The organism is Exiguobacterium sp. PHA03 (genome assembly GCF_041945985.1).
Taxonomy (GTDB): domain Bacteria; phylum Bacillota; class Bacilli; order Exiguobacteriales; family Exiguobacteriaceae; genus Exiguobacterium_A.
Genome location: NZ_JAUTYQ010000001.1, coordinates 1803131 through 1828099 on the forward strand (window position 1 = coordinate 1803131; position 24969 = coordinate 1828099).

Genomic DNA, 24969 nt, shown 5'->3' on the forward strand with positions numbered 1-24969 from the left:
ACAATTGTCTTTTAATCATGAATTTCATATACTGGTTCACTTTTTTGAAAAATAAGTCTATTTCTTGAACGAAGGTTGCAATTTTCATTTCCTACACCCGATACTAGTAAAGAGAACGTTAGTATCGTAAGGAGGTGACGTGGATGACTTTTCATGAAGCGATGAATCGGATTCGTCAATCCGACACAGCCCCACTCTATATCGGTGGACTTGAAGTATCCCGTCCGGAAACGGCGGAAGCCTTCTTTCAACAACAGACAGATGCAATTTTTTTATTTGATGCCTCTGGAACGATCATCTATTTCAACGAACAGTTACAGGACATGCTCGGCTATTCCGCTGAGACGCTCTATGAACACTTTTCTGTCTTCAATCCACCTGATCAAGTCGAAGCGGTGACATCCTTTTTCAATCGTGCGTTACATGGTGAGACCGTTCATTATACGGCACAAGGACTTCATGCCGATCAACACCGGGTTACGTTAAAAATTACGAACATGCCGATCGAACAAGAGGAACAAGTCATCGGCGTTTACGGGATCGCACGTGATATCACACGTGAGAAACAACTCGAAGAAGATGTCTCGTCCATTCGCTCTCAACTTGAACTGACGGAACAGATTCCTGAACTCGTCATCTTCCACTTTGATATCCACACACAAATGATCGAGTTCTCCCCCGCACTCCTCCATTTTTTAGGGTTGTCGGAAACCGATGCAACGACGCTAGATCAAGCACAATTATTTAGTCGGATTCATCCACGTGACTTCGATCCGCTCCGGTTCGAGATGGAACGTTTGATTGCGGGTGAAAAGGAACGTTTTGAAATGGAAGTCTCCCTGTTGACCGCTGACGATACCTATCAGCTGTTGCGCTTGAAAGCCTTCCATCGTCCGCATCATCCGGATCATCTATCGGTCGTCCTCTATGATTTATCGGAAGTCGACGAGGCGCGACGTCAACTCGTCACGGAACGGGCACAGGCACGTGAAATCTACGAAGCCGTCAATGCCGCGATCTCACAAATCGACTTGTTCTCGGGACGAATCCTCTTTCACTCACAAGGGTTCCTGCACATCTTTGAAGAATTGCCGCAGGATTTAATTCTTAGCCATGAGTGGTTGTTCGAGCGGTTGGACGTCCGCGATCACGCGGCGATGAAACAGTTCATTAGACGGTTGGTCGACGGTCAGGCTGGTACGATCCAGTATCGTCTTCACTTCCCGGATGGTCGCGTCAAATGGATTGAGGATCAACAGATCCCGGTCTTCCAACTGGACGGTACGATTGCCTATACGAATAGTATCATGCATGATATCACGCTTCAAAAAGCGTACGAGGAACGATTGCGGCAGCTCGCTTTGCGTGACGCTGTGACGCATCTGCCGAACCGGCAAGCACTGATTGAGACGATCGATGTGTGGCAACAGAAGGACCACCCCTTCTTCGTCCTCACCGTCTCCTTCAACCGGATTGCTGAGATCAATAATGCCTTCGGACATGGCTCCGGTGATCAGTGGCTAAAAGGAACGGCTGCCTTATTACAACAAACAAAGTCAGATGGAATGTTTCTCGGACATCTTGGTGGTGATGAGTATGCCTTGCTCGTACCGACAAGCTTTAAACAGGATGTGACGGCATGCGCTGAGGCACTACTCGATCTATCGGAAACACCGATCTCGATCGAACCATACGCCTTGTTCGCACGTATTTCCGTCGGGGTCAGTCGTTATCCGGAAGACAGTACAGACGCCGTCGAATTATTGAAGCATTCCTATACCGCCTTACGACGATCGCGTCGTGAAAATCACAGTACGATACACCACTACGCATCGAATCTCGATATCGATTATTACCGGCGCTACCGGCTCGAGCAGGACTTACATTACGCGATCGAACGTAATCAACTGTTTCTCGAATATCAACCGAAGGTCGACAGCTGGACGGGAAAGATTGTCGGTCTCGAAGCACTGATTCGCTGGCAACACCCGGAATGGGGACGAATTCCACCGAACGACTTCATTCCGCTTGCCGAAGAGAGTGCTTTACATATCGCGATCGGAGACTGGGTCGTCGAGACGGCGTGTCGTTCGATGCAAGACTGGAAGGCGACCGGAGCAGAGCTTGTTCCAATTTCCGTCAACGTTTCACCGAAACGATTCTTGATCCCCGGCTTCGAACACCATATCGAGCGGATGCTGTCGACGTACGATCTTGCGCCTGAGTTACTTGAACTTGAAATCACGGAAGCGGCTTTAATCATGGATGATCCGATGACGAGTCGGACGCTCGAATATGTCAGCCGGATCGGTGTTCGGATCGCACTCGACGACTTCGGGAAAGGTTATTCCTCAATGGTCTACCTACAACGGTATCCGATCGACGTCATCAAGATCGATCGGCAGTTCGCGACCCACATCACGGACGACGCTAAAGCCCAAGCGATCGTCAAAAGCATTCTCTACATGGCAGGTGAGTTCAATCTGACCGTCGTCGCAGAGGGCATCGAGACGCTCCGTCAGCTCGATACGTTCCGTACACTCAATTGTCCGAGTATCCAAGGCTATCTATTCAGTCGCCCGGTTCCAGCGGACGTCATGGAATCGTTCCTCCTGCGGGAGATTTTGTATCCGATCGAAGCCTGTTCCTTGTCGAGCGATACCATCCCCCGTTTTTCCGTCTCTGGGAAAGTTCGCATGCTGACACATCATACCCAGTCGTTCGAACTGCCCTTCTCAGACATTGAAGCGCATCAAACGAGTACGCGGGCACTCTATTTTTCGTCGAAGACGTTGTTACCGTTGTCGGACGCAACGTTTGAGATTCGCTTGAGTGAAGGAGTTCAACTCGTCTCCTGTACGGTGACGATCACCGGACAACAAGATCATCAATACATCGGTGAATATACAAATCCGATCGAAGCAGAACAGATCATGCGTTTCTTCCAGTCGTTACGTTATCGCCCTTGACCTCTCCACGAAGACGTTCACACACGTCTTCGTGCTTTTTTGTTATAGTAATCCTAAAGCGTTTTACTATAGAAGGGAGGAATGGCATGCAGTCACCACTACCTACGAAACATCATCGTCGCTCTACGAAAGGTCAGCTTTTTCGACGATTACTGATGCTAACAATCGGTGCCATCATCTTCGCACTTGGACTGAAAGGATTCCTTGTTCCCAATAACATCATCGATGGCGGGATCGTCGGAATCTCGATCATCGGCTCAAAGGTGACAGATACGACGCTCGCTTTGTGGCTATTCTTCTTGAACATCCCGTTCATCTTTTTCGGCTATAAGCAGATCGGAAAGACGTTTGCCCTGTCAACGTTATATGCGATCTTCGTCATGGCAATCGCAACGAAACTCCTCGAACACATCGGTCCCTTGACGAGCGTTGATCTGCTCGCGACCGTTTTCGGTGGCTTAATTCTCGGAATCGGCGTCGGGATCGTCATCCGTTCGAGTGGATCACTCGACGGAACTGAGATTCTTGCTGTCTCTTTCAGCCGCTCGACACCGTTTTCAGTCGGTGAGATCGTCATGTTCTTCAACGTCTTCATTCTCGGTGCTGCTGGATTTGTTTTCGGTTGGGACCGAGCGATGTACTCGTTGATCACCTATTTCGTCGCCTTCAAGACAATTGACGTCGTCATCGACGGACTCGATCAATCGAAGAGTGTCTGGATCATTTCGGAGAATTACGAAGAGATCGGTCTTGCGATCATGGACCGACTTGGTCGAAGCATGACGTACTTAAACGGGGAAGGTGCCTTTACCGGTGACGGCAAAAAAGTCATTTTTTGTGTCATCAGCCGGCTCGAAGAATCGAAACTGAAGGACATCGTTCGTGACTTCGATGAACAAGCCTTTATCGCGATCGGCAACATCCATGATGTCCATGGCGGTCGCTTCAAGAAAAAAGATATCCATTAACCGAACGAAGGGAAGGAACGCGGGTGTGGAAAAAACATCGTAAGAAAATCATCGGCGGCGTGATCGTCATCGTGACGCTCGCTGTCATCGTTGTCATCGGGATTTCCGGTTATGTCGGATCATCGTTGACGCAACCGGAACGCGAAGCCTTGACGACGACACCCAAAAAAGCAGAAGGACTTGACTATGAAGATGTCACCTTCCGTTCTTATAAAGACCGGACACATTTGTCTGGCTGGTGGATGCCAAGCGAAGATGCGAAGTTGACGATCGTTTTCGCTCACGGCTATGGCAAGAACCGGGAACAAGATGATGTTCCTGTCTTCCCGCTATTTAAGAAGTTTCACGATGCCGGATACAACGTCTTGACGTTCGATTTCCGAGGATCGGGTGAATCGGACGGGAAACGCGTTACGGTGGGTGCCAAGGAACAAGATGATCTACTGACAGCTGTTCGTTACGCGAAGTCACGTTCTTCAAAACCGGTCGTCCTCTATGGTATCTCGATGGGCGCAGCGACATCACTCGTAACGGCACCGAAAGCGGATGTCGTCGGTGTTATCGCCGACAGTCCGTTCAGCGATCTCGAGAATTATCTCGCAACGAACCTGCCCGTCTGGAGCGGGTTACCGAACTTCCCGTTCACACCGATCATCCTTGAAATCACGCCACCGTTGACAGGTCTTAATCCAGAACGAGTCAAACCGGTCGAAGCGGTCCGGCGCATCGAGTACCCGATTCTGTTGATTCACGGGAAGGATGATGATGCGATTCCCGTCACGGAAAGCATGAAAATCCAAAAAGCTGCACCGCGCTCGGAACTCTACGTGACGGAAAACGGCGGACACGTCCAGTCATACGCGCATGACCGGAAGGCGTATGAAGATAAAGTGTTGACCTATCTGTCTGACTTGCATTGATGGAAGGAGAGACACATGCAACAGCTATCTGTGTTCTTGACCTGGTTTATCGCGTTGACGGTGATGACGATCGGACTACTCGTCTCCCGTCGCGCCGGCTATCGTTTGCCCCATGGACGGACGATCGCTTTGATTTGGACGGGTTCTGCCTTGATTGGACTCGCTTTTTATCTATTACGTTAAAAACAGCCGCCCACTTCCTTGACGGAAACGGGCGGCTGTTCGTTTGTACTTATCGTTTTAGTACGGCGGCGCCGACGATCTTCAAGACTTCCGGACGACTCAGTTTTTCTTTCCCTTTTGCAAGGGCATCCAGCGTTCCATGTGCGAGTGCAAGTGGAATGTGACAGAATTCATAAATCGTCGTCTCCTTCGGAATGGACGCAAGGTACGCATCGGCTTCTGCAAGGTTCTCACGCGCATAGGCGAACATCGTATCCGTCGTCCAACCAGGTGGGAAGTAGCCGACACCACGCTCCGCATCTTCCTGTTGGTTACGAAGGATGTTGACGGCTTGCAAACCACGACCGAATCCGATCGCTTGCTGTTTATCGGTGACGATACCAGCCTTCCAGTACCAGATGTCGGATAACATAACACCGACAAGTCCGGCGACATAGTATGTGTACTCATCAAGATCCGCTTCCGTCTCGACCGTCCAGTCACGCTCAGCCCAGACCGCCATGCCTTCTGCCATCTCCGCCGTCGAATCGAGGACCTTCGGACGAATTGCGGCCGGACAATAGGCGATCCACTCCGGTAAACGGAGCGTCACTTCTGGTAGATGTGCAGTATACGGAGCAATCAATTCAAGATAGGCGGTAGCGGAAAATGTGCCCCGCATCAACAATGCCGTCTCTCGGAGCAACATCGTCTTGACGTCCGTCGCCAAGTCTTCATGATCTTCAATCTCATCGATGGCGCGCATGCATAGATAAGCAGCACCGACCGCTTCCTGTAAGTCTTGCGATAGTCGACTAATCGGGATATAGAAGGTGCGACTCGTCGCTTTCAATACTCGGTTCGCGTCTTTTTTCAGCTGCTTCGTCTCATTCATTCCTGACAACTCCCTCTTTGGCTCAAAAGGTTTCTTTTCTCTCCATTACTATACACGATTCAACGCGTTTCAGCATTCGTTTCATGATAAGAAAGACTCCCTTTGCGCTAGATTCAGGCAAAGGGAGTCTTTTCATCCTCGTTTGAAGCGTATCGTTCACAAGAAAAATACGTTCCAATGACATTCAAATGGAATCATTTTTCCTGTTGTTTCAAGAGTTGTCCGATCAACCCTGTGCTACGGGAGGCTTCCGTGTTCTCTTCTTGGATCGACAAGTAGACTTCCTTCCGGTGGATGTCGACCTGTCGCGGTGCCTTGATACCGAGCTTGATTTGATCGCCTTCAATCGCAAGAATTGTCAGTTCAATGTCGTCACCAATTTGAATCGCTTCTCCCGTCTTTCGTTTCAGTACGAGCATCAGCGACCACCTACTTCCGTCAGGCTACCGATCAGATGACGATTCGTATATGTATCGTCTAAGATGATTTGTTTCGCGAGTCGTTGTTTCGTCTCCATGACGAAGGGTGCCCGTAAGTTCGTCGTCGACGTCGTGAACGGATCTCGCAACGTGACCGTCGTATAGACAGCGACTTGCGCTGTATCCTCAATCCCGAGCTGTTCTTTTGCTGCGTCCGGTAACTCGAAGACGTATTCCGGATCAATCCAGAACGGGTTCGTCACGACGAACGCACACTCCGGCTGATCAATCGATTGAAACGACCAGAACGGTACGCCCTCTCCGAACGGGAGCAGGATGAAGCGCTTCGCGTCCGGAAAACCCGGTAATTCGGACGCGAAAGTAATGATTTCCGTCTCGTTAATCGTGATAGTTCCAAAAAAATCGGTTTCGATTTGCATGTCGTTATCCTTCCCCGTCGAATATGCCACCAACCGGCCACATATTCAATTGATTTTGTTCTTGTAAGAAAATCTCGACCTGTCCGTCTTTTACGGTCAGCTCCGGTTGATGCGTTTCGACATCGATCTTCGGACGATTCGCGGTGTAGCTCAATCGGACTTCCGCTGGTGTAAAAGTCGTCTTGACCCGATCAAGACTCCGCGGGATGAATCCGAGTGTCGTCACTTCGGCAGGCGGTGCGTCGTTAATTTTTGCAATCCGCGCGACCGTTCCCCCACCTTGCTCGATCCGCATCAGTTGATCCCCTTCCGATGCTCTCTGCGCGACCGCTTCCTGTCCCTTTTGTCGACCGTAGGCAGCGTACTGCCGAACGGACTCGAGCGCAGGAACACGCCCAATCTCAATCCAGGCTTGTGTCGAATCGATCTCAAGACGTGCCGCGACGGTTTCAATCGACAGTTCCCCGCGAGGCTGTTCGATCGAAAGGGAGGCAGGTGTCTGCTTCTGCTCGATTTGCGGACGCGTGATGTTCATCCCGATTCGTGCTACCGTCTGACGCATTTCAAGATGTGGAAGATTCATCTGCCTTCACCCCTTATCGTAGGAAATCGAGTAACGTCGGTTGAATGATTCGTGCTCCGGCGCTGAGCGCCGCTCGGTGTAACGTTTCGTACGACTTCAGTTCCATGATGACTTTTTCCGCCTCGATGTCTTCGTTATCCGACATGACCGTCTTCGCGATGATTTCCTGATCCTCGAGCCGTGACGTGTTCAAATCCATCCGGTTAACCCGTGCCCCGAGATCCGCACGCGTCTCGACCGTGCCGTTCACCATCTCATCGATATCCTTCAACATACCGGATAAAGCAGCTCCATTATTGTCAGCATTCGTCCCTAGGGCATCGTAGACTTTTTTCAATGTCTGGAACGTTCCCGGTCCGAAGACGCTAAGTGGCGAGATGTTGACTTGGACTTCGATACCGGAAGAGACTTCATATTGAATTGATTCCGTCTCCTTACCTGTTGGATCTCCATCCGTGAAGACACCGTCAACAGGACCTGAAGCACTTGCTAAGTAATCACGCAATCCGTCCATCGAGACGAATTCCGTATCCGTCTTCGTCCCGTTGAAGATCCCTTTTTCATTGTATTTCGTATTCGCGAGCGTCCCGATGTGTTCGATCAATTGACCGACCTCGCTCTGGATCGCTTTACGCTGTGTCGCATCATACGTATCCGTCGCCGCTTGTGTCGTCAACTCACGAATCCGACTCATCGCTGATGTGACTTCGTTAAGGGCCGAATCCGTCAAGTCCATCCAGCCCGTTGCTTCGCTGGCATTTTTCTTAAACTGTTCGACTTCTCGTACTTCCGTCCGGTAACGCACGCCTTGCATCGCAACGACCGGATCATCGGATGGACGCTGAATTTTCTTCCCGCTGATCAATTGTTCCTGAAGCGTGCTCAAGCGCTGATAGCTTGAGGATAAGTGCCCGATATTCGTTTTCGTCAACATCGTTTGTGTTACTCTCATCTATTCATCACCGTCCTACGAGTCCCATACCGTTGATGATTTTATCAAGCATCTCATCGACGGTCGTAATATTTCGTGCTGCTGCATTATAAGCGTGTTGATACTGAATCATCATCGTCATCTCTTCATCGATCGAGACGGCAGACATCGACATGCGGCGCTGATCCGCACTTTCCATCAAGACAGCAGCACTCTTACCAAGGCGTCCGACCTGATCGGTCGAGACCGCCATATCGCCGATGACGTTTTGATAGAACGAGCCGATCGTCGTCGTCGTGTTCGACTCCGTAAATTCGATGCTCGCTGTCTTCATCTTCGCCAGTTTCAATGCCCCTTGACTATCCCCGATGTTGCCGTCCGTCGACGTCGCAATGTTATCGAGACTCGCTTTGATCTCCTTACCGACAGAAATCGTTGCTGCCGTGATGTCGCCACTTGTCGAAGCAAAGAACGCGTTCGATCCCGCTGTCCCGTCTTTTTTCAAGTTCGTCGCGTGCGCGGCGTTGAACGCATCGGCGAAGGTCTTCGCCATCTCATCAAGTTGACTCTCCATCTTGACGTATTCACCGACAGCTTGACCGTTTCGTTCTTGCCCGTACATCTCGATCAATCCTGTCAAACGACCTGTTGAGAAACCGCCTAGCTGATCGAACGTGTAGGTTTGTGTCTCCGATTTGAAGCCTGTGTATAGTCCTTGATCGTTCGTCGTGAAGGTTAGTGTCCCTGCTTTCGGTAAGTCGGAGTCGACCGCAAGCAGCTTGTCCCCGTTCGGAAACTTGATGTTGACGTCAATACGTCCTTCTGCATTGCGTAACGCATTCCCCATCTTCCCTGTTTCAATCGCCTGAGCGTCTACCGTCACTTTTTCGAAATCGACATATTGAGCAAGTTCATCGAAGTAGCGATCACGTTCATCATAGAGCGCGTTCGGCAAGGTACCGAGCGGTTCGACGACGTGGATTTCCGTATTAATGTTATGGATTTTTTGCAAGAGATCATTGACTTTTTTCGTCGAGACATCGATTTCACTTTTTAAGTCTGATTTGACCTGATTGATTGCCTTCGACATGTAATTGAAGGTCTGTGCGAGCGTCTCTGCTTTTTGCCGGACGACACTGCGTGCACCCGAGTCCTGCGGATTCGTCGACAAAGTCTGAAGTGATTCCCAGAATCCGTCGAATGCCTTCGCAAGACCCGTATCCGACGGTTCATTGATGATATCTTCCATCCGTCCGAAAGCCGCTTCCTTCGTGCCGTAATAGGAAACTTTCGTCACTTCATCCCGGTATTGCTTATCGAGCATGATGTCACGAATCCGCTCGATCATTTCTCCGCGGACACCCGTTCCGACTTGTCCATTTCGGCCAGATCCAAGCGATATCGAAAGCTGTTCTGTCGTTCCCATGACGAGACGCTGACGAGAGAATCCTTCCGTACCGGCGTTCGCAATGTTATTTCCAGTCGATTGCAGGGCCCACTGGTTCGTCGTTAATGCCCGACGTCCTGTCTCAAGCCCCATGAAAGTCGATCCCATCCGTATTCCTCCTTACGCGTTTCGGTTAAAGTGTGTCTGGTTCAGTGCGGACTGACCATATGTGAAGTCGTCTGCTTCTGGAATCAAAAGTTGGAGATGCCAATCCAAATAGTGCAACGATTGCTCGAGCAGCTCTGCGTTCTGTGCATTCAGCTGCCGCAACTGACCGATCGTCTGCAACAATGTCCGGAGTGAGTCGATATCTTCCGGGTGCGTCTCGATCCATTCGGTCATCGTAACGCTACCCATGAGTGCAAGTCGCTCTTGCTCTAATGCTTCAATCCGCTTGATATGTACCGGTTCTTCCTTGACGATTTCAGACAAGCGACGCATGTCGTTTGCAATCAAGACGTGCTTCTTTTCTTCTGCGAGCGCGAGCAATTGAGCGTGCGCCTCGTTGAGTTGATTGATGAGTTGCATTCGGTTTCTCCTTCCGAATTAAAAAGGTTCCATTCATATAAAAAACGACCCGCGCATCCGTGCCCCGAGTCGCCTCCATTTTCTACGATGTCCCGCTTACAGGTTCAAGAAACGTTCCGCGATTTTTTTCGCGTCCGGTTTATAGGTTCCATCCTGGATCGCCTGCTTGAGGGATTCAATCTTTTCAGTCCGTGAGGTCTGTGTCTCATTAAAACGCGCGCGCGCTTCTGTTGAGATACTGACTTCGTCCGGACGGTTCGTGCGTTGGTTTTTTGTTCCTTCTACTGATTGAGTTCTTTCGTACGTTTTGGGCATGTTCACCCATTTCGTAGAATCAATTCGCATGTGAACACCTGCTTTCTAGACTACAAGATTCTTAGTTCAAGTCCGATACGTCCTTGGTTTCGAAGAGTCAGAAGAGTCAAGCATCGCCTGGGCGAGGTCACGTCGTAAACGATCACGACATGCGGCACAAATCGTGCCTTCACGGGAGGGCTTCCCGCAATTCTCACACATGATTTCCATTTGGGAAATCTCGGAGATCAATAAGCGCCCTTCCTTGATGTAACGGAAGACGGTATCTCGACTGACACCCGTTCCGATCTCGACATCTTTAGGTGAAGTCCGGATTTTTCGTCGTTCTCGCAGAAATTCGCGCACCTTCTCAAAATCCGTATGATCCTTTCGTATGCAATCAATACACAGTTCTGAAGATTGACGCACGACTAACTTTCCGCAAGATTTACAATTGATGACATCCATTTCTTTCACCTCATACAGAGTATCGGCAGGATTGTCGCTTTCTTAAACACTTCGAAATAAAGTTACAGCAGAAATTTCTTTTGCGCCTGCTTCCTTCAGTCGAAACATTGCCTGCCGAAGAGTCACACCTGTCGTGTAGACGTCATCGACGAGCACGATGTTCTTCCCTTTGACGTCATTCGTCACGCAAAACGGATTACTTCGCGCAAGCCGAGCCTGTCGTCCTGCCTTACTTTGGGCAGGACCTTCCAAACGACTCAAATACAGCGCGATTTTCCCACGCATCTGGCGTGCGATCAACTCCGCTTGATTGAAACGACGGTCTGCGAGACGCTCGGTGCTTAACGGTATCGGAACAAGAACAGCTTGTTTGATTTTTACCTTCTTCAAGTCATCGGTAAACATCTCAAGCAACGCAGTATCTCCGAGAAACTTGAACCGACGCATGAATTCCTTAGCTGCATCATTGTACAGATAAAGAGGTGTCGTCTGGAGCGTCAGCCCTTGTTGCCGCCACGCCGTACAATCTGAACAGCATGGCGAACCTGGCTTTCCACAATCGACGCATTCCCCTCTTTTTACAAACTTTATTTTACAGGTCGGACAGGTTACTTGCCTAGTCCATAGATTTCCGAGTTCCCAACTAGGTAGATAGACCTCTTGACAGAATAAACATCGATTCATGATTGCACGGCATTCGCTTTTTTAATGTGATGGATCGCTTCATACATCGCATCACTTCGGTCATTGGCGCAAAATAAAATGTCACCATCTGGATACGCCGACGATCGTCCGACACGTCCGCTGATTTGAATCAAGGCTGCCGTACTGAATCCTTGATCGGCATCAAGAATCGCAACCTGGACGTTTTCGATCGTCACACCCCGCTCTAGAATCGTCGTTGTCAGTAAGATTCCTGTCGATTGTCGAAAGCGTCGGACCTTCTCGACTCGTTCTAAATCCGCGGCATGGACCGTCTCGACGGTATAGCCTGCATCTGCGAATCGGTTCTGCCATCGCTCAAGCTCCGCAATACGCGAGACGAACACGAGCCGTGGTACAGCAGCATGACGCGCCAACCAATCGAATACGATCTGTTCGGTATAAGGTACGACGAGCTTTGGTACCGGTAACGGATACCCGTGATAGCGCCGCATCAGTCGGACTATCGGAAAGCGTCGATGCCAAAACGAAGGGGTGGCGCTTAATAAAATCAAGGCAGCGTCTTTCGTCATTGCTCGTTTGACGTACCGGTGCAACGTCCGGTCCATCCGGTAAGGGAAGGCATCGACCTCATCCAAGAAGACGACATCGAAACAATGCTGGTAATGAATCAATTGGTGTGTCGTACTGACCGTGATGTCACCTAACTCGAGACGCTCCGACGAACCACCGTATAAAGAGACAATGGACGTATTTGCGAATGCTCGCTTCAAATGTCCTGTCAATTCCCGGACGACATCTGCCCGAGGTGCTGCGACAAGAACACGTCGTCCGTTTGTAAGGGCGTCGGCGATTCCTGGAAAGAGCATCGGCGTTTTTCCGGCACCACACACGGCATGGACAAGAAGTCGTTTCGGACGCAAGACGGTCTGCTGGATTGCTTGTGCGATGCGCAGTTGCGCCGGCGTCAACAACAATGGTCCGTGTTGCGACGGGATCACTGGATCAAGCGCCTCCAAATCCGTCACGAGCCTCCCGCAGCTTCGCAATTTGCCATAAGCGAGACATTTTCGACAATAATGACAGGCTTTTCCACATGTACAGGCACCTCGTACTGGTAGTGCGCCACACCGTTGACAACGCCATGTTACGGCTGGCATGTATCGATATGTTTCGTTTGGTGTATCTATCCATTCAGCAGGTACGAGTCGTCCTCGAAGATCCATCATCATGACCTCTCCTTTCTGTGACGTTCCTTTCTCGCATATGCCTGGTATCTCCTTGTCCGCATTCGTTCCTGCTCCATCGCTTTTTTCCTCAGTCAATTTAAAAAAATAGTGTATGTTATGTCTCTAAAAGTTGTCGTAAGTAGAATCATTCATGAAAATCGAGGATTTTGACAAAACAAAAGCAACAGGTATTCTCAACGTAAGAGAATTCCTGCTGCTCATCTGTTTTATCGGTTATGTTGTTCATTCCGCTGCATGATACCACGTGATCCCAATTGCACCAGGTCCGAGGTGTGTCCCGATGACGGGTCCGAAGAAGCTCATCTCGATGCGCGCCTGCGGGAAAAGTGCCGTTAGTTCGGCAATTTCTGCTTCTGCTTTCATAGAATCCTCCGCATGGATGACACCGATGACATATCCTGCTCCGTCCCCTTTGATGTCTTCCTTCATCATTTCCTCGATTCGATTGACCGCTCGCTTGAACGTTCGGATTTTTTCGAACGGAACGATTTTCCCGTCGATGAAGTGAAGGACCGGTTTTATCTTCAGAAACGAGCCGACGAATGCCTGTGTGACACTCAAACGTCCACCACGCTGAAGGTGGGCTAGATCGTCGACGACGAAGTAGGCTCGAATCTGTTTTTTTAATGTCTCCAGACGATTAACGATCGTCTCTGCCGTCGCTCCTGCATCTCGCAAACGAACGGCTTCTTGGACGAGAAACGCTTGCGGCATACAGGAAATACGTGAATCGATTGGATGAACGTTAACATGCTCCACCATCATGTTGATCGTATGTAACGCTTGATACGTTCCACTGATTCCACTCGATAGTGTGATACCGATGATATCCGTTCCTTCCGGCAATTGCTCGAACGACGCAACGAGATCACCGATGTTCGGTTGTGATGTCGTCGGGAGGCTGCCCGTCTGGATGCGTTTATAAAATTCAGCTACTGAGATGTCAAACCCTTCTCGATAGGCGTCACCATCGAAGATGACACTAAGTGGTGCGACGTGCACTTGATGTTCTTCACAATAGGTAGTTGGCAGATAGGCTGTGCTATCCGTTAAGATCACAATCTGGCTCATCCGTGAATTTCCTCGCTTTTATAGTTCCGTCGTGACGCTGCCGAATGTGACACGCCACAATCGTTTTTAAGTGTAGCATTTTTCCTTGGATAAAAAAAGAAAGACGGGAGCCCCGGCTCCTGTCTTTCGAGATATTAGACGACGACCCATCCACGGCGGATTGATTCGACGACGGCACCAGTACGGTCCGGTACATTCATCTTCCGAAGGATCGATGAGACGTGGTTCTTAACCGTCTTTTCACTGATGTATAACGTATCGCTGATCGCGCGGTTTGAGAAGCCGTCCGCCAGTAACTGTAAGACTTCGCATTCGCGACGTGTTAGAACGTGGAGCGGTGCTTCCGCGACTCGTTTTTCAACAGGCTGTGATGCCATCGTTTGTTTCATCTTCATCAAACGACGATATTCCTGTAACAAGTTCGGTGTGACCTTCGGATGGACGTAGCCACCTTCGCGGTATACGGAACGAATCGCATTGACGAGCTCATCGGTTGCCATTTCTTTTAAGAGATAACCGACCGCGCCTGCACCGAGTGCATGCATGACATATGTCTCATCATCATGAATCGATAAGATGATGACACGGACGTCCGGATAGACTTCCATCAGACGTTTTGTTGCTTCGACACCATTGACTTGCGGCATGTTGATATCCATTAAGACGATATCCGGTTGGTGGGTTTCGACGAGCGAGATGACTTCCGCTCCACTTTCCCCCTCCGCTACGACGACGAACTCTTCTTCGAAATCAAGAATTCGTTTAACGCCTTCGCGGAATAACTGATGATCGTCGACGATGACTACTTTCACTTGCTCGTTGTTCACAGTGTTTCCCCTCTCGCTTCGGATTCCTCGATTGGAATCTTTACCTTGATGACCGTACCTTTTCCGGGTTGCGTCTCGATTTCGAATTCACCATCGATCAATTCGATCCGTTCACGCATACCGACGAGTCCGAATGACTCGTCACACGACGCGACGATGGAATCAAAATCAAATCCAACGCCATTATCCTTTACATGGATTCGTACGGAATGTTGATATTGTTCTATGATAATACGAATGTCACTCGCTTTGGAATGCTTAACTGCATTTTGAACGGCTTCTTGCACGATTCGGAAAACGGCGACTTCATACGTCGAATCGATTCGTTCACCGCCTCCAAGATAGTTGAAGTGAACCGGAATATTCGAAATTTCTTGAATATGACGAAGATAACGTTCGAGCGTCGGAACGAATCCGAGATCGTCAAGCGTCATCGGACGTAAATCGTATATGATACGACGGATATCAGCAAGCCCATCCCGAATCAACGTCCGTAAACGGTGAATCTCTTCAAAAGCTGCCTCTGCCCCATTGTGCTGGTGAATCTTTTCAATCAAATCTGCCCGGATCAAGACATGGGCAAGCGTCTGTGCCGGACCATCATGCATATCGCGCGACAGCCGGCGGCGTTCATTTTCGGCGGACTGGAAGACTTTTAGACCCATCTCCTGCTTTTGCATCGCCTTTTCATATTTTTCATTCATCATCTGCATATCGTCCGTCAAGAAGTTCAAGACGACCGAGACACGTCCAATCAATTGATCTGCTCGTTCTATCGTCTCATCGAGCTGAATCAGTCGGCGCTCGAGCTCATCACGTCGTTTTCGGCAATTCATCTCGTCTCGTTGATTGATGAACGATTCGAGCTGCAACGCGTTTGCAGTCTCATAGGCCGACCGGACATCCTGTTCCGAGTAGCTGTCGAAGTTCTTACTGACGACGACGAGTCGCGCCTTCGCATCCTTGATGTGCCGTTCAAGTCGTTCTGCTTCTTTTATATAGTCGTGCACCCGAATCTTCAGGTCGCGTAGTTCTTGCTGAATTTCGGCATACTGTTCGCGAGAACTTTCCGTAATCCGGACGATTTCTTCCCGACTCTCTTCTACGACGCCGATGATGTTCTGTACGATATCATTCAAGGATAGCCGCTCCCTCATCTCATTCGTCATGGTACTCCCTCCATTCCTTGCCAGTCGTCTACGGTTGTCTCTCTCTTGGAACGTCGTTATGCTAGAAAGAACTAGTTAACGAGGAGGACATTTTTGATTATGACATTATCTAATTATTATACAGTAAAAGAAAACGGTTTCCACGAAATCATTATCCAAAAGTCACGATTCATTACCTATTTAGCGCGTGCAACGACGGAAGAACAAGCCCAGGCGTTCATTTCCGAGCTGAAAAAAAAACACCACGATGCGAACCATAATTGTTCCGCCTACGTCATCGGTGAACGCAATGAGATCCAAAAAGCGAATGATGACGGTGAACCGAGCGGAACGGCCGGTGTTCCAATGCTTGAAGTATTGAAAAAGCGAGACTTACGCGATACGGTCGTTGTCGTGACACGATATTTCGGCGGTATCAAGCTGGGTGGCGGTGGATTGATCCGCGCTTATGGTTCGAGCGTTTCTGAAGCACTGAACGCAGTCGGCGTCGTCGAACGGATCGAACATACTGTCGTCTCCGTCACCGTCGATTATACATGGCTTGGAAAACTCGAGAACGAACTGCGGGCAAGCGTCCATCCAATTGATCAGATCCATTACCTCGATCAAGTCCAGATCGACGTCCTCGTCAAGACAGCCGATGTTCCGGATTTTCTCGACTGGATGACGAATATGACGAATGGTCAAGCTGAGTTGTCAAGCGGCTCTACACGCTACCTCGAACGTGACATTATTTCCTGAACTGCTATACTGATTGTAAAGAATTTTAAAGTTTTTCAAAAATTCAGATAAAGTTAGGAGTTAATGAACGTGGAAGAGCGAACCCGAAGCAATAAAAAAAAGATAAAGAAAAAACGTTCTTGGTTCAAAGTGTTCGTGATCAGTTTTCTTATCGTGCTTATTGGCGGAGGGGCGACCTTCGCGTATGTCGCGTACAAGACATTTCAGACCGCAAACGACTCAAAAGTCGATTTAGCTCGTGGGGACAAGTCTGAGAAACGAAAAGCTGCGATTGATTTGACGAAAGACCACTTTTCTGTCTTGCTTGTCGGAACGGATGAACGACCTGGCGATACCTCCTCACGTGCTGACACGATGATCGTCGCGACATTCAACAAGAATGATCAGACGGTCGATATGGTCAGTATTCCTCGTGATTCACTTGTCCAGATTCCTTCGGTTGGTTATGAAGATAAGATCAACCATTCCTATGCCTTCGGTGGCATCGATTCAACGATTGAAACCGTCGAGACATTACTTGATATCCCCATCGACTATTATGCCTCGATCAACTTCAACGGTGTCGTCGCGATCGTTGACGCCTTAGGTGGCATCGATGTCGACGTCAAATTACCAATCGATACGCTCGACTCATCCGATAAGCGCAATGGCGTCAAATTGGAGCCGGGGAAACAAACGTTGAACGGGGAGGAAGCACTCGCTTATGCCCGAATGCGTTATCAAGATCCTGAAGGTGATATCGGTCGAACAAAACGCCAACAACAAATCGTCGAAGCGATCGTCGATCAATCCACCTCATTCGGTTCCATCACGAAATTGAACAGTCTGATGGATGCGACCGGTGATAACTTCAAAACGAACATGTCGTTGACGGAAGCATTCCAATTGCAACCATTCATCAAAAAAATCGGTTCGATCAACCGGATTGATTTAAAAGGAACAGATACGAAAATCAACGGTGTCTACTACTACCAAATTGATCCGACTTCACTTGCGGATGCAAAAACGACGTTGAAGGAACAGCTCAATCTACCGACTGATGAGACAACGGACGGCACGACGACGGAGGCTGCAGATGATTCGGTCACTTCAACCAACTGATCATACGTCACTATTAGACGTTCAGCGCCGCGCTTACAAGATTGAAGCACGATTACTCGAAACTGCTGATTTCCCGCCATTACGCGAAACGATTGATGACATCAACATAGAGGCACCGACTGGTTTTGTTTATGTTATCGACGATAACATCACTGGTGCTGTCACGGTTGACGCTCTGACAATCACCCGTCTCGTCGTTGATCCGGCATACTTCCGGCAAGGGATTGCACAATCTTTGTTGCAACATCTATTCGAACACAGTCACGTAAAACATGTCATGACCGGTGCGCGTAATCTTCCCGCGCTCGCTCTTTATGCTCGCTTCGGCTTCACGGAAGTTCGACGCGTATTCCGCGATGAGATTGAACTCGTCTTCTTGACGCGCATGTGACGTCTAATAACAAAGCAGCAGTGGACATTTGTCCGCTGCTGCTTTGTTATTATGCTTTGTTATTTAGAAGAAAAGAAACCCAAGCACTGCACCGATCAGAACGATGCGAAGCGGTGACTGCTTGTAAAAACGTAACAGACAAAATAATCCGAAAGCCATCAAGAAGTCGAGTCCACTTTTAATACTCGATGTAAAAATCGGATCGTACAATGCCGCGAGTAAGATACCGACGACGGCAGCGTTGACCCCGATCAACATCCGACCAACCGACTGATTTTTTCGGATGCGATCCCAGTACGGCAAAACACCGATAACGAGTAAGAAACCGGGAAAGAAAATCGCAAGCGTCGCAAGGATGCCTCCAGAAATACCAAAGATGATCGTACCGAGATACGTCGCGAACGTGAACAGTGGACCCGGTACCGCTTGTGCCGCTGCATATCCGGCAAGAAACGTATCCGTATTCATGAGTCCAGGTACGAGCGATTGCTCAAGAAACGGCAAGACGACGTGCCCGCCACCAAAGACGAGAGCTCCGGCACTGTACATGATACTCGTCAGCTGGATGGTTCCAGTTGTCGCTTGAGCGAGAAACGGTGTGATGGTGAGTAAGACGAAAAACAAGGCGAGTGCGATGACGCTAAACATTCGTGGTACGCGAATTGACAACGAACCACCTGTCTTCGTTCCTTCTTTGAACCAGAAGAAGGCAATAAGACCTGCGAGTAGTAAAACTCCGACTTGCACCAATGGATGGGCAATCAAGAGCACGCCTGCGAGCGCCAGTAACATCAAGGTCAGGCGTTTGGCACCTGTCGCAAGCTTCATTCCCATACCCAGAACGGCGTCAGCGACAATCGCGACCGCAACCAGTTTTAATCCGTGAATGAATCCAGCTTCTGCAACGTCGAACCGTGTCGCAAGAAGCGCGAACAGAATCAAGGCGATACTCGACGGCAACGTGAAGCCGATGAAGGAAATAATTGCTCCTGCTACCCCACCACGGATCAGTCCGATGCCCATTCCAACCTGACTCGAGGCTGGACCGGGTAAGAATTGACAGAGCGCGACTAAGTCAGCATAGGCTTTCTCGTCGATCCATTTTTTCCGTTTGACATATTCTTCATAAAAATACCCGAGATGGGCGACCGGGCCACCGAACGACGTACATCCGAGCTTAAACGACACTAGAAAGATTTCGATTAAACGATGCATGTTTCACCTCCATCTTTCATTTTACATAAAATTTATTAAGTTCTCGTGAACTTCAATGATTTTTATTCCCGTATGTTCCCTTTCGCCACAATTTCTCCATGGGACCTTGTGCATGATGCTTTAGATATCTGTTTGATGCGATACCTTGCGTAATCAAAAGCAGGAATACAAGTAACAGACCTTGCCATAAAGGCGTCGTTTCAAACTGACCGCTCAGGAAGATGAAACATGTAAAGACGAGTGTGTGCATTAAATAGTTCGTCAATGCCATCCGTCCCAGTCCAGCAAACCACCGCATTCGTCCAGCACGGACGAGTAATGCGACAGCACAAGCATAGGTGATAGCAAGCGTCCGACCTGATAACCAGACATAAAAGAGATTAGATGAACCGTCTGGTACGTCCATATGTGAATGAATGATTCCTACGAATGATGGCACCGTCAGCAACAGGCTGATTCCGAGCGTCCACCAGAGAAAACGATTCGTCGGCGGTCGTGTGCTGAAACGTTCCATCAACAATGCCCCGATTAAGAACAGCGACAGAATTTGCGGCCATATGATACCGGTGTTCAAAAAGGATTGCGGTAGTTGAACGGTTATCTCATCGTGAATGAAGCCGACAATATCCCGGGAAGCGACCAACGATTGCAGGAAATCATTCTCTTCGATACTCGATTCATCTCCGAATTCGTTAGCATATTGGTAAATCGATATGTAAATCAGGAAAGTATACACTTGACCGACGACTGCAACTAACATTTTCGTAATCGGCTTTGCTTTCGTAAATAATAACAAGATGAAACCAGTCAACGCATACGTATGTAAAATATCGCCCTGCCACAAGCATAAATGTACTAGTCCAATGAGAAAAAGAATCCCTAGACGACGCGCAAAAATCATCTTCGATAATCCTTTTTGTCGCAAACGCTGGATGAACAAATAGAATCCTGCTCCGAACAAGACACTAAACAGCGTATAGAATTTCGTCTGGATGAAAAGGTCAAAAAACAGACGAATCCATTGGTCCGCTTCTCCCATCATCGCATGTGATCGATCCCCAAGAAAACTTGGCATATTGACAAATAGGATTCCGCATAATGCAAAACCCCGTAACACATCTAAATAAACGATGCGTTGATTCAACTGTTGTTCCAACCTAACACTTCCTTCCTAAAAAAAGACCGCTCATTTTCTGAGCGGTCTTTATCATACGCTATCTCGATGTAAAACGTTCCAACAAATTCAATAATGGACGATAGCGTTCACCGAGCAAACCAAGCGACTCGACTAAAATATCGAGGACAAGCAGTAACATGACGAGGGAGACAAGTGCCCCAAGTGAGTTCGTCTGAGAAAAGAGAACTGCCGTCATCCCAAAAATTGCACAGAGTCCATAGATGACAAGGACCGCTTGTCGCATTGTAAAGCCAAGATCAAGTAACCGGTGATGCAAATGAGCTTTGTCCGGTGCGAATGGCGGTTTTCCTTGCAACACCCGGCGGACGATCGCAAATAACGTATCGGAAATCGGGATACCAAGCAAAATGACCGGGACGGCAAGTGAGAACAGCGTCACGTTCTTGAATCCAAGTAACGACAACACACCGAGCATATACCCGAGGAACAAAGCACCCGTATCGCCCATGAAAATCTTCGCTGGGTAAAAGTTATGGAACAAGAAGCCGAACGTACTCATCAATAAGAGAATCGCGACGATCGTCACGTAGACGTTTCCTTGGATGACGGCAAGACTGATCAATGTCAACAAGACGATACTTGAGACACCGGCTGCTAAACCATCTAATCCATCAATCAAGTTGACGGCGTTCGTGATCCCGATGACCCAAAGGAACGTCAACGGAACACTCCACCACCCGAGATATAATTGTTGGTCGAACGGTAGATTGATGAACTCGATCCGAATCCCACCGTTGAGGACAATGACGGCGGCAACGATTTGCCCCATCAGCTTTAAACGGGCATTGAGCTGGAATCGATCATCAAAGGCACCTGTCAAAATAATAACGAATCCGCCGACTAGAATATGCGTCGCATACGGACTCGAAGGTTGTAAGATAAAATAACCGATCATGAACGCGATATAGATCGCAAGTCCGCCAAGTCGCGGCATGATTCGGACATGTACTTTTCGCGCGTCTGGACTGTCAACGGCACCGACTGCAATCGCAAAGCGTTTCACGACGGGTGTGATCAGTAAGGCGGCGATAAAACAGACGATGGACGCAGTCCATAACATAGTAACATCACGCTCCTGCGCGAATTATATCATAAAAAAAAAGAGCCGACGAGCGGCTCTTACATGAAGATCGGTACTTCAGCAGCTGGATCATATGTATAGATACCGCGTCCGACTTTCTTAATGGCAGGGTTTGCCTGTTCGACTTTCGCCATCAATTGATAGATATTGCTGATTTGGTGGCGATAACGTAACTCGAGTTCCATTTGGATATCACGTGCTGTCATCGATTCACGCTCGCGCATTAAATCACTGATTTGGTGCACGTAGACTTCTAGTGGATACCGTTGATTGACGCGACGTTGCTTTAACGGACGCTCATGCGTGACGGCGATTTCTTGCGAATGTTCTCCCATTCCACGGCTTAATTCCGAGATCAAATACTCGGCGCGTCGTTGCAGACGACGGTATTCCTCTTCGATTTCCATTAGTTCGCGGTAGATGTGTTCACTGTTCCCCATTCCTTGCCCCTCTTTCCTATTTTATACATTAATGTTTCAGTTGTGTTTCAATTGTATGTATTTTGAAATATATTAAACTATAATTTGCCTCGATAATATATAATTTCTTTAATTATTTAATTATCCTGTAATATTTTCATATCCTTACCGATAAATTGGCTACACTTCATATTAACAGAAAGGAATGAAAACGGAACATATAATTTCGAGATTTAACTATTTTAATAATACTTAAGTTCTATTAATACAAGATATATCTTTCTTATTTTAACGAAAAGGAGACTGGAAATTTAATGGGCAAATTACCTAAAACATTTCAGACCGCTTTAGTACTTTCGTTGGTATCCGGTTGCTTCGCTTCTACTTCTACTGTATCGGCTGCGACCGGCACAACCTTTACGAAAACTTCGTATCAGACGACGGATGCTTTGAATTTACGTAGTTCGAATTCGACCTCTTCGAAGAAACTACTGACGATCCCGAAGACGACGAACGTCACGTCAAACTACCGTAAAGGCTCTTGGTATAAGTTGTCATATAAAGGAAAGACGGGTTATGTGACGGGATCTTACCTGAAAAAGATTGAGAGTGGTACGTCCTTTACGAAGACGTCCTATAAGACGACCGATGCGTTGTCCTTACGTAGTGCGGCAACGACGTCTTCTAATCGCTTGTTGACGATTCCTAAAGGGACAGGCGTACAATCGAGTTTTAAAAGCGGAAATTGGTATAAAGTGACCTATGCGAACAAGATTGGTTATGTTTCGGGTTCTTATTTGAAGAAAGTAGCTGCACCAGCTAAGACCACGGTCTATACGACGACCGATCGCTTGAACTTCCGTTCGTCCCCTTCGACGTCCGGGAAAGTACTTACAACGATTCCGAGTGGAACAGCAGTCAGCTCCCTCGCCGTTAAATCGAACTGGCATACGGTGCAGTACCAAGGGAAGACAGGTTATGTCATGGGGACATACTTGAAGAAAGGGGCTTCCGTCCCTGCCTCGACGACTGGAAACGTTGACTACAGTGGTTCGAAGATGTATGTCTTGATCTCGTCCGGTAACAGTGTCGCTCTTCGTGCGAATACTTCAACGCTCAGTGGTCAAATCGCCCGTCTCGGTCGGGGGACCCCTGTCGTCGTCACGAATCCGCGGCATCAAACGAAAGGCTTCGTCTCCGTCCGGACAGCAAGTGGTCAAAGCGGTTATGTCGATGCGACGTATCTGACACTGTTCCAACCGGCACCATCAAACCGTCCATTGCTTGTCCTTGACCCAGGTCATGGTGGACATGACGCAGGCGCGGTTCGTTACGGCGTTACGGAACGTGACATCGTTCTTGCAGTCACGAAACAAGTCGCTGAACGTCTTGCCGGAAAAGTCGATGTGACGATGTCACGTTATACAAACGATTACTACCCGTCACTTGGAGAACGGAGCGCCCTTGCGAATAGTCATGCGACGACTGCTTTCGTCAGTGTTCATATCAATGCTTCAACGAGTGAACAGGCATATGGAGCAGAGACCTTCTACTATAAAGGTGCTTCTTCGATCAACCTCGCTCAGAACGTTCAGCAACGTCTCGTCTCGTATGCTGGCATGCGTAACCGAAGCGTTCATTATGCGAACTATGCTGTCATTCGCGGCACACAAGCGCCATCGATTCTAGCGGAACTCGGTTTCCTCTCGAACAGTTCGGATCGTGCGAAACTTACGAATCCAACATATCAATCCCGCTACGCGCAAGCAATCGCGGACGGGATTCTCGCTTCGCTTTAAATCAACCGCATATTAAAAAGGATCGCTCAGGGAAGCGATCCTTTTTAAATACATAACTTTCAAGGAATGTCCTTCACCATCAGGGAATGGTTCAGACAAGGGAGCGACTAGCGAGGATTTGCTCAAGGGAAAGCAAATCTGTCGAATCGACACGATAGTCTGCCTCATGGAGTGCCGACTCCGGTCCGACTCCGACGGCATACATGCCGGCAGCGTGGATGGCAGTAATGCCAGCCGTCGCATCTTCTACACCGATGCAACGACTCGGTTCGACGTCGAGTGCTTCTGCAGCACGGAGAAACACTTCAGGGTGTGGTTTCGATTGTGCAACAGTCGCAGCGTCTACGATGTCATCGAAATAGTGTCGAACCTTTAATGCCTCAACGACCATCAGCGCATTTTTAGAGGCGGACGCCATTCCGATTTTCAGCCCAGCGTTTCGGATTTCATCGAGGAATGCAGTGATTCCAGGAAGAAGATCCTGTTCAGAGATGTGCTGGATCAATGTGACGTAGTGTTCATTTTTCTTAGCGGCGAGTGCTAGCTTCTCGTCCTCTGAAAAAGCGTTTTGTTTTCCGCCGAGCGCAAGGATACGCTCGAGTGAATCCATCCGGCTGACACCCTTTAATGTCTCATTAAATTCCCGGTCGAACGGGATATCCAAATCCTCTCCTAATTGTTTCCACGCTAAGTAGTGATACTCTGCTGTATCGGTAATTACGCCGTCTAAATCAAAAATGACCGCTTCGATCGTTGGTGCCATCCGACATCCATCCTTTCTTCCATCGTCCATGCAAGGCAAGAAATCGAATGACTTTGCGCAAACGATTGCACTTGCCTCATGAATAATTTTACTGGTTCTCTCGACTCTTTGCAAGCGTTATCAAATATTTCTGATTCTTTGTTTTTAAAGCTGAGATACCTTCTTTTTGATAACGCTTTCAATTTTAAGGGAATGTTTTACTTATTTCGTTTTTTACTATTCGTTTTACAATTTTTAACTGCTATAATGACTTCATA

27 protein-coding genes are annotated in these 24969 nt (G+C 48.5%); 8 read left to right on the top strand and 19 right to left on the bottom strand.

What is annotated here, in order from left to right; translation table 11 throughout:
• Window positions 1-143: 143 nt before the first annotated feature.
• From Q7C19_RS09490 to Q7C19_RS09505, 4 genes are all read left to right on the top strand, one after another.
• Entirely contained in the window at window positions 144-2969 is a 2826-nt protein-coding gene (locus Q7C19_RS09490; protein WP_375092005.1) for a sensor domain-containing protein, read from the top strand.
• Between the two features lie 86 nt (window positions 2970-3055).
• A complete protein-coding gene (locus tag Q7C19_RS09495; RefSeq protein WP_035410093.1) occupies window positions 3056-3937 on the top strand; it encodes a YitT family protein in 882 nt (293 codons plus the stop codon).
• 23 nt (window positions 3938-3960) lie between these two features.
• Window positions 3961-4857 (top strand): alpha/beta hydrolase, encoded by an 897-nt coding sequence (locus tag Q7C19_RS09500; protein ID WP_375092006.1) that lies wholly within the window; start codon window positions 3961-3963, stop codon window positions 4855-4857.
• 15 nt (window positions 4858-4872) lie between these two features.
• Entirely contained in the window at window positions 4873-5040 is a 168-nt protein-coding gene (locus Q7C19_RS09505; RefSeq protein ID WP_368914556.1) for a hypothetical protein, read from the top strand.
• 49 nt (window positions 5041-5089) lie between these two features.
• Here the strand turns inward: Q7C19_RS09505 and Q7C19_RS09510 are convergent, their stop codons facing one another.
• The 14 genes from Q7C19_RS09510 to Q7C19_RS09575 all read right to left on the bottom strand — a co-directional run bounded on the left by Q7C19_RS09510 (window position 5090) and on the right by Q7C19_RS09575 (window position 16004).
• Window positions 5090-5914: a squalene/phytoene synthase family protein gene (locus Q7C19_RS09510; protein ID WP_035410098.1), complete on the bottom strand. Its 825-nt coding sequence runs from the start codon at window positions 5912-5914 to the stop codon at window positions 5090-5092.
• Between the two features lie 194 nt (window positions 5915-6108).
• The gene (gene csrA, locus Q7C19_RS09515) at window positions 6109-6333 is read right to left on the bottom strand and encodes a carbon storage regulator CsrA (protein WP_035410102.1); all 225 of its coding nucleotides are present in this window, start codon (window positions 6331-6333) and stop codon (window positions 6109-6111) included.
• The gene (fliW, locus tag Q7C19_RS09520) at window positions 6333-6803 is read right to left on the bottom strand and encodes a flagellar assembly protein FliW (RefSeq protein ID WP_375092007.1); all 471 of its coding nucleotides are present in this window, start codon (window positions 6801-6803) and stop codon (window positions 6333-6335) included. The genes csrA and fliW overlap by 1 nt, the downstream gene beginning before the upstream one ends.
• Window positions 6778-7356: a DUF6470 family protein gene (locus Q7C19_RS09525; protein ID WP_375092008.1), complete on the bottom strand. Its 579-nt coding sequence runs from the start codon at window positions 7354-7356 to the stop codon at window positions 6778-6780. Before Q7C19_RS09525 ends, fliW begins: the two co-directional genes overlap by 26 nt.
• A 13-nt stretch (window positions 7357-7369) precedes the next feature.
• Complete coding sequence (flgL, locus tag Q7C19_RS09530) at window positions 7370-8308, bottom strand: flagellar hook-associated protein FlgL (RefSeq protein WP_214852452.1); 939 nt, start codon at window positions 8306-8308, stop codon at window positions 7370-7372.
• Between the two features lie 7 nt (window positions 8309-8315).
• On the bottom strand, window positions 8316-9842 hold the full coding sequence (gene flgK / locus Q7C19_RS09535; RefSeq protein WP_375092009.1) for a flagellar hook-associated protein FlgK: 1527 nt from the start codon (window positions 9840-9842) through the stop codon (window positions 8316-8318).
• A 12-nt stretch (window positions 9843-9854) separates the two neighbouring features.
• A complete protein-coding gene (locus tag Q7C19_RS09540; RefSeq protein ID WP_375092010.1) occupies window positions 9855-10262 on the bottom strand; it encodes a flagellar protein FlgN in 408 nt (135 codons plus the stop codon).
• A 96-nt stretch (window positions 10263-10358) separates the two neighbouring features.
• On the bottom strand, window positions 10359-10607 hold the full coding sequence (gene flgM, locus Q7C19_RS09545) for a flagellar biosynthesis anti-sigma factor FlgM (RefSeq protein WP_035410118.1): 249 nt from the start codon (window positions 10605-10607) through the stop codon (window positions 10359-10361).
• Window positions 10608-10643: 36 nt separating this feature from the next.
• On the bottom strand, window positions 10644-10922 hold the full coding sequence (locus Q7C19_RS09550; protein ID WP_155960182.1) for a hypothetical protein: 279 nt from the start codon (window positions 10920-10922) through the stop codon (window positions 10644-10646).
• Between the two features lie 144 nt (window positions 10923-11066).
• A complete protein-coding gene (locus tag Q7C19_RS09555; protein WP_375092011.1) occupies window positions 11067-11471 on the bottom strand; it encodes a ComF family protein in 405 nt (134 codons plus the stop codon).
• Between the two features lie 233 nt (window positions 11472-11704).
• On the bottom strand, window positions 11705-12916 hold the full coding sequence (locus Q7C19_RS09560; protein ID WP_375092012.1) for a helicase-related protein: 1212 nt from the start codon (window positions 12914-12916) through the stop codon (window positions 11705-11707).
• A gap of 243 nt (window positions 12917-13159) precedes the next feature.
• On the bottom strand, window positions 13160-14008 hold the full coding sequence (locus Q7C19_RS09565; protein WP_290752500.1) for a DegV family protein: 849 nt from the start codon (window positions 14006-14008) through the stop codon (window positions 13160-13162).
• A gap of 134 nt (window positions 14009-14142) precedes the next feature.
• Window positions 14143-14835 carry a response regulator gene (locus tag Q7C19_RS09570; protein ID WP_029342537.1) on the bottom strand — a complete coding sequence of 231 codons (693 nt, stop codon included), beginning with the start codon at window positions 14833-14835 and terminating at the stop codon, window positions 14143-14145.
• On the bottom strand, window positions 14832-16004 hold the full coding sequence (locus Q7C19_RS09575) for a sensor histidine kinase (protein ID WP_035410131.1): 1173 nt from the start codon (window positions 16002-16004) through the stop codon (window positions 14832-14834). Before Q7C19_RS09575 ends, Q7C19_RS09570 begins: the two co-directional genes overlap by 4 nt.
• Before the next feature lie 99 nt (window positions 16005-16103).
• On the opposite strand from Q7C19_RS09575, the gene Q7C19_RS09580 reads away from it, so the two are divergent.
• The 3 genes from Q7C19_RS09580 (at window position 16104) to Q7C19_RS09590 (ending at window position 18237) form a co-directional block, all read left to right on the top strand.
• On the top strand, window positions 16104-16745 hold the full coding sequence (locus Q7C19_RS09580) for a YigZ family protein (protein WP_035410134.1): 642 nt from the start codon (window positions 16104-16106) through the stop codon (window positions 16743-16745).
• A gap of 135 nt (window positions 16746-16880) precedes the next feature.
• Window positions 16881-17846, top strand: a complete 966-nt coding sequence (locus tag Q7C19_RS09585; RefSeq protein ID WP_375092013.1) for an LCP family protein — start codon at window positions 16881-16883, stop codon at window positions 17844-17846.
• Window positions 17821-18237 carry a GNAT family N-acetyltransferase gene (locus Q7C19_RS09590; RefSeq protein WP_035410139.1) on the top strand — a complete coding sequence of 139 codons (417 nt, stop codon included), beginning with the start codon at window positions 17821-17823 and terminating at the stop codon, window positions 18235-18237. Before Q7C19_RS09585 ends, Q7C19_RS09590 begins: the two co-directional genes overlap by 26 nt.
• A 63-nt stretch (window positions 18238-18300) precedes the next feature.
• On the opposite strand, the gene chrA is transcribed toward Q7C19_RS09590, so the two are convergent.
• The 4 genes from chrA to Q7C19_RS09610 form a co-directional block, all read right to left on the bottom strand.
• Window positions 18301-19452, bottom strand: a complete 1152-nt coding sequence (gene chrA / locus Q7C19_RS09595) for a chromate efflux transporter (RefSeq protein WP_035410141.1) — start codon at window positions 19450-19452, stop codon at window positions 18301-18303.
• A gap of 52 nt (window positions 19453-19504) precedes the next feature.
• On the bottom strand, window positions 19505-20596 hold the full coding sequence (locus Q7C19_RS09600) for a DUF418 domain-containing protein (protein ID WP_375092014.1): 1092 nt from the start codon (window positions 20594-20596) through the stop codon (window positions 19505-19507).
• A gap of 70 nt (window positions 20597-20666) precedes the next feature.
• Window positions 20667-21710, bottom strand: coding sequence for a glycosyltransferase family 4 protein (locus Q7C19_RS09605; protein WP_035410148.1), 1044 nt, complete (start codon window positions 21708-21710; stop codon window positions 20667-20669).
• 59 nt (window positions 21711-21769) lie between these two features.
• Window positions 21770-22171, bottom strand: coding sequence for a Rok-like winged helix domain-containing protein (locus tag Q7C19_RS09610; protein ID WP_375092015.1), 402 nt, complete (start codon window positions 22169-22171; stop codon window positions 21770-21772).
• 293 nt (window positions 22172-22464) lie between these two features.
• Between Q7C19_RS09610 and Q7C19_RS09615 the strand changes: the two genes are divergently transcribed.
• Entirely contained in the window at window positions 22465-23949 is a 1485-nt protein-coding gene (locus tag Q7C19_RS09615; protein WP_375092016.1) for an N-acetylmuramoyl-L-alanine amidase family protein, read from the top strand.
• A 91-nt stretch (window positions 23950-24040) separates the two neighbouring features.
• On the opposite strand, the gene pgmB is transcribed toward Q7C19_RS09615, so the two are convergent.
• Complete coding sequence (gene pgmB / locus Q7C19_RS09620; protein ID WP_035410155.1) at window positions 24041-24712, bottom strand: beta-phosphoglucomutase; 672 nt, start codon at window positions 24710-24712, stop codon at window positions 24041-24043.
• Window positions 24713-24969: the final 257 nt, after the last annotated feature.

Coding starts and splice junctions, on each gene's coding strand:
- Q7C19_RS09490 (WP_375092005.1), top strand. CDS start 144: ATGACTTTTCATGAAGCGATGAATCGGATTCGTCAATCCGACACAGCC.
- Q7C19_RS09495 (WP_035410093.1), top strand. CDS start 3,056: ATGCAGTCACCACTACCTACGAAACATCATCGTCGCTCTACGAAAGGT.
- Q7C19_RS09505 (WP_368914556.1), top strand. CDS start 4,873: ATGCAACAGCTATCTGTGTTCTTGACCTGGTTTATCGCGTTGACGGTG.
- Q7C19_RS09510 (WP_035410098.1), bottom strand. CDS start 5,914: ATGAATGAGACGAAGCAGCTGAAAAAAGACGCGAACCGAGTATTGAAA.
- csrA (WP_035410102.1), bottom strand. CDS start 6,333: ATGCTCGTACTGAAACGAAAGACGGGAGAAGCGATTCAAATTGGTGAC.
- Q7C19_RS09525 (WP_375092008.1), bottom strand. CDS start 7,356: ATGAATCTTCCACATCTTGAAATGCGTCAGACGGTAGCACGAATCGGG.
- flgL (WP_214852452.1), bottom strand. CDS start 8,308: ATGAGAGTAACACAAACGATGTTGACGAAAACGAATATCGGGCACTTA.
- flgK (WP_375092009.1), bottom strand. CDS start 9,842: ATGGGATCGACTTTCATGGGGCTTGAGACAGGACGTCGGGCATTAACG.
- Q7C19_RS09540 (WP_375092010.1), bottom strand. CDS start 10,262: ATGCAACTCATCAATCAACTCAACGAGGCGCACGCTCAATTGCTCGCG.
- flgM (WP_035410118.1), bottom strand. CDS start 10,607: ATGCGAATTGATTCTACGAAATGGGTGAACATGCCCAAAACGTACGAA.
- Q7C19_RS09555 (WP_375092011.1), bottom strand. CDS start 11,471: ATGCGTCGGTTCAAGTTTCTCGGAGATACTGCGTTGCTTGAGATGTTT.
- Q7C19_RS09560 (WP_375092012.1), bottom strand. CDS start 12,916: ATGATGGATCTTCGAGGACGACTCGTACCTGCTGAATGGATAGATACA.
- Q7C19_RS09565 (WP_290752500.1), bottom strand. CDS start 14,008: ATGAGCCAGATTGTGATCTTAACGGATAGCACAGCCTATCTGCCAACT.
- Q7C19_RS09575 (WP_035410131.1), bottom strand. CDS start 16,004: ATGACGAATGAGATGAGGGAGCGGCTATCCTTGAATGATATCGTACAG.
- Q7C19_RS09580 (WP_035410134.1), top strand. CDS start 16,104: ATGACATTATCTAATTATTATACAGTAAAAGAAAACGGTTTCCACGAA.
- Q7C19_RS09590 (WP_035410139.1), top strand. CDS start 17,821: ATGATTCGGTCACTTCAACCAACTGATCATACGTCACTATTAGACGTT.
- chrA (WP_035410141.1), bottom strand. CDS start 19,452: ATGCATCGTTTAATCGAAATCTTTCTAGTGTCGTTTAAGCTCGGATGT.
- Q7C19_RS09605 (WP_035410148.1), bottom strand. CDS start 21,710: ATGTTATGGACTGCGTCCATCGTCTGTTTTATCGCCGCCTTACTGATC.
- Q7C19_RS09610 (WP_375092015.1), bottom strand. CDS start 22,171: ATGGGGAACAGTGAACACATCTACCGCGAACTAATGGAAATCGAAGAG.
- Q7C19_RS09615 (WP_375092016.1), top strand. CDS start 22,465: ATGGGCAAATTACCTAAAACATTTCAGACCGCTTTAGTACTTTCGTTG.
- pgmB (WP_035410155.1), bottom strand. CDS start 24,712: ATGGCACCAACGATCGAAGCGGTCATTTTTGATTTAGACGGCGTAATT.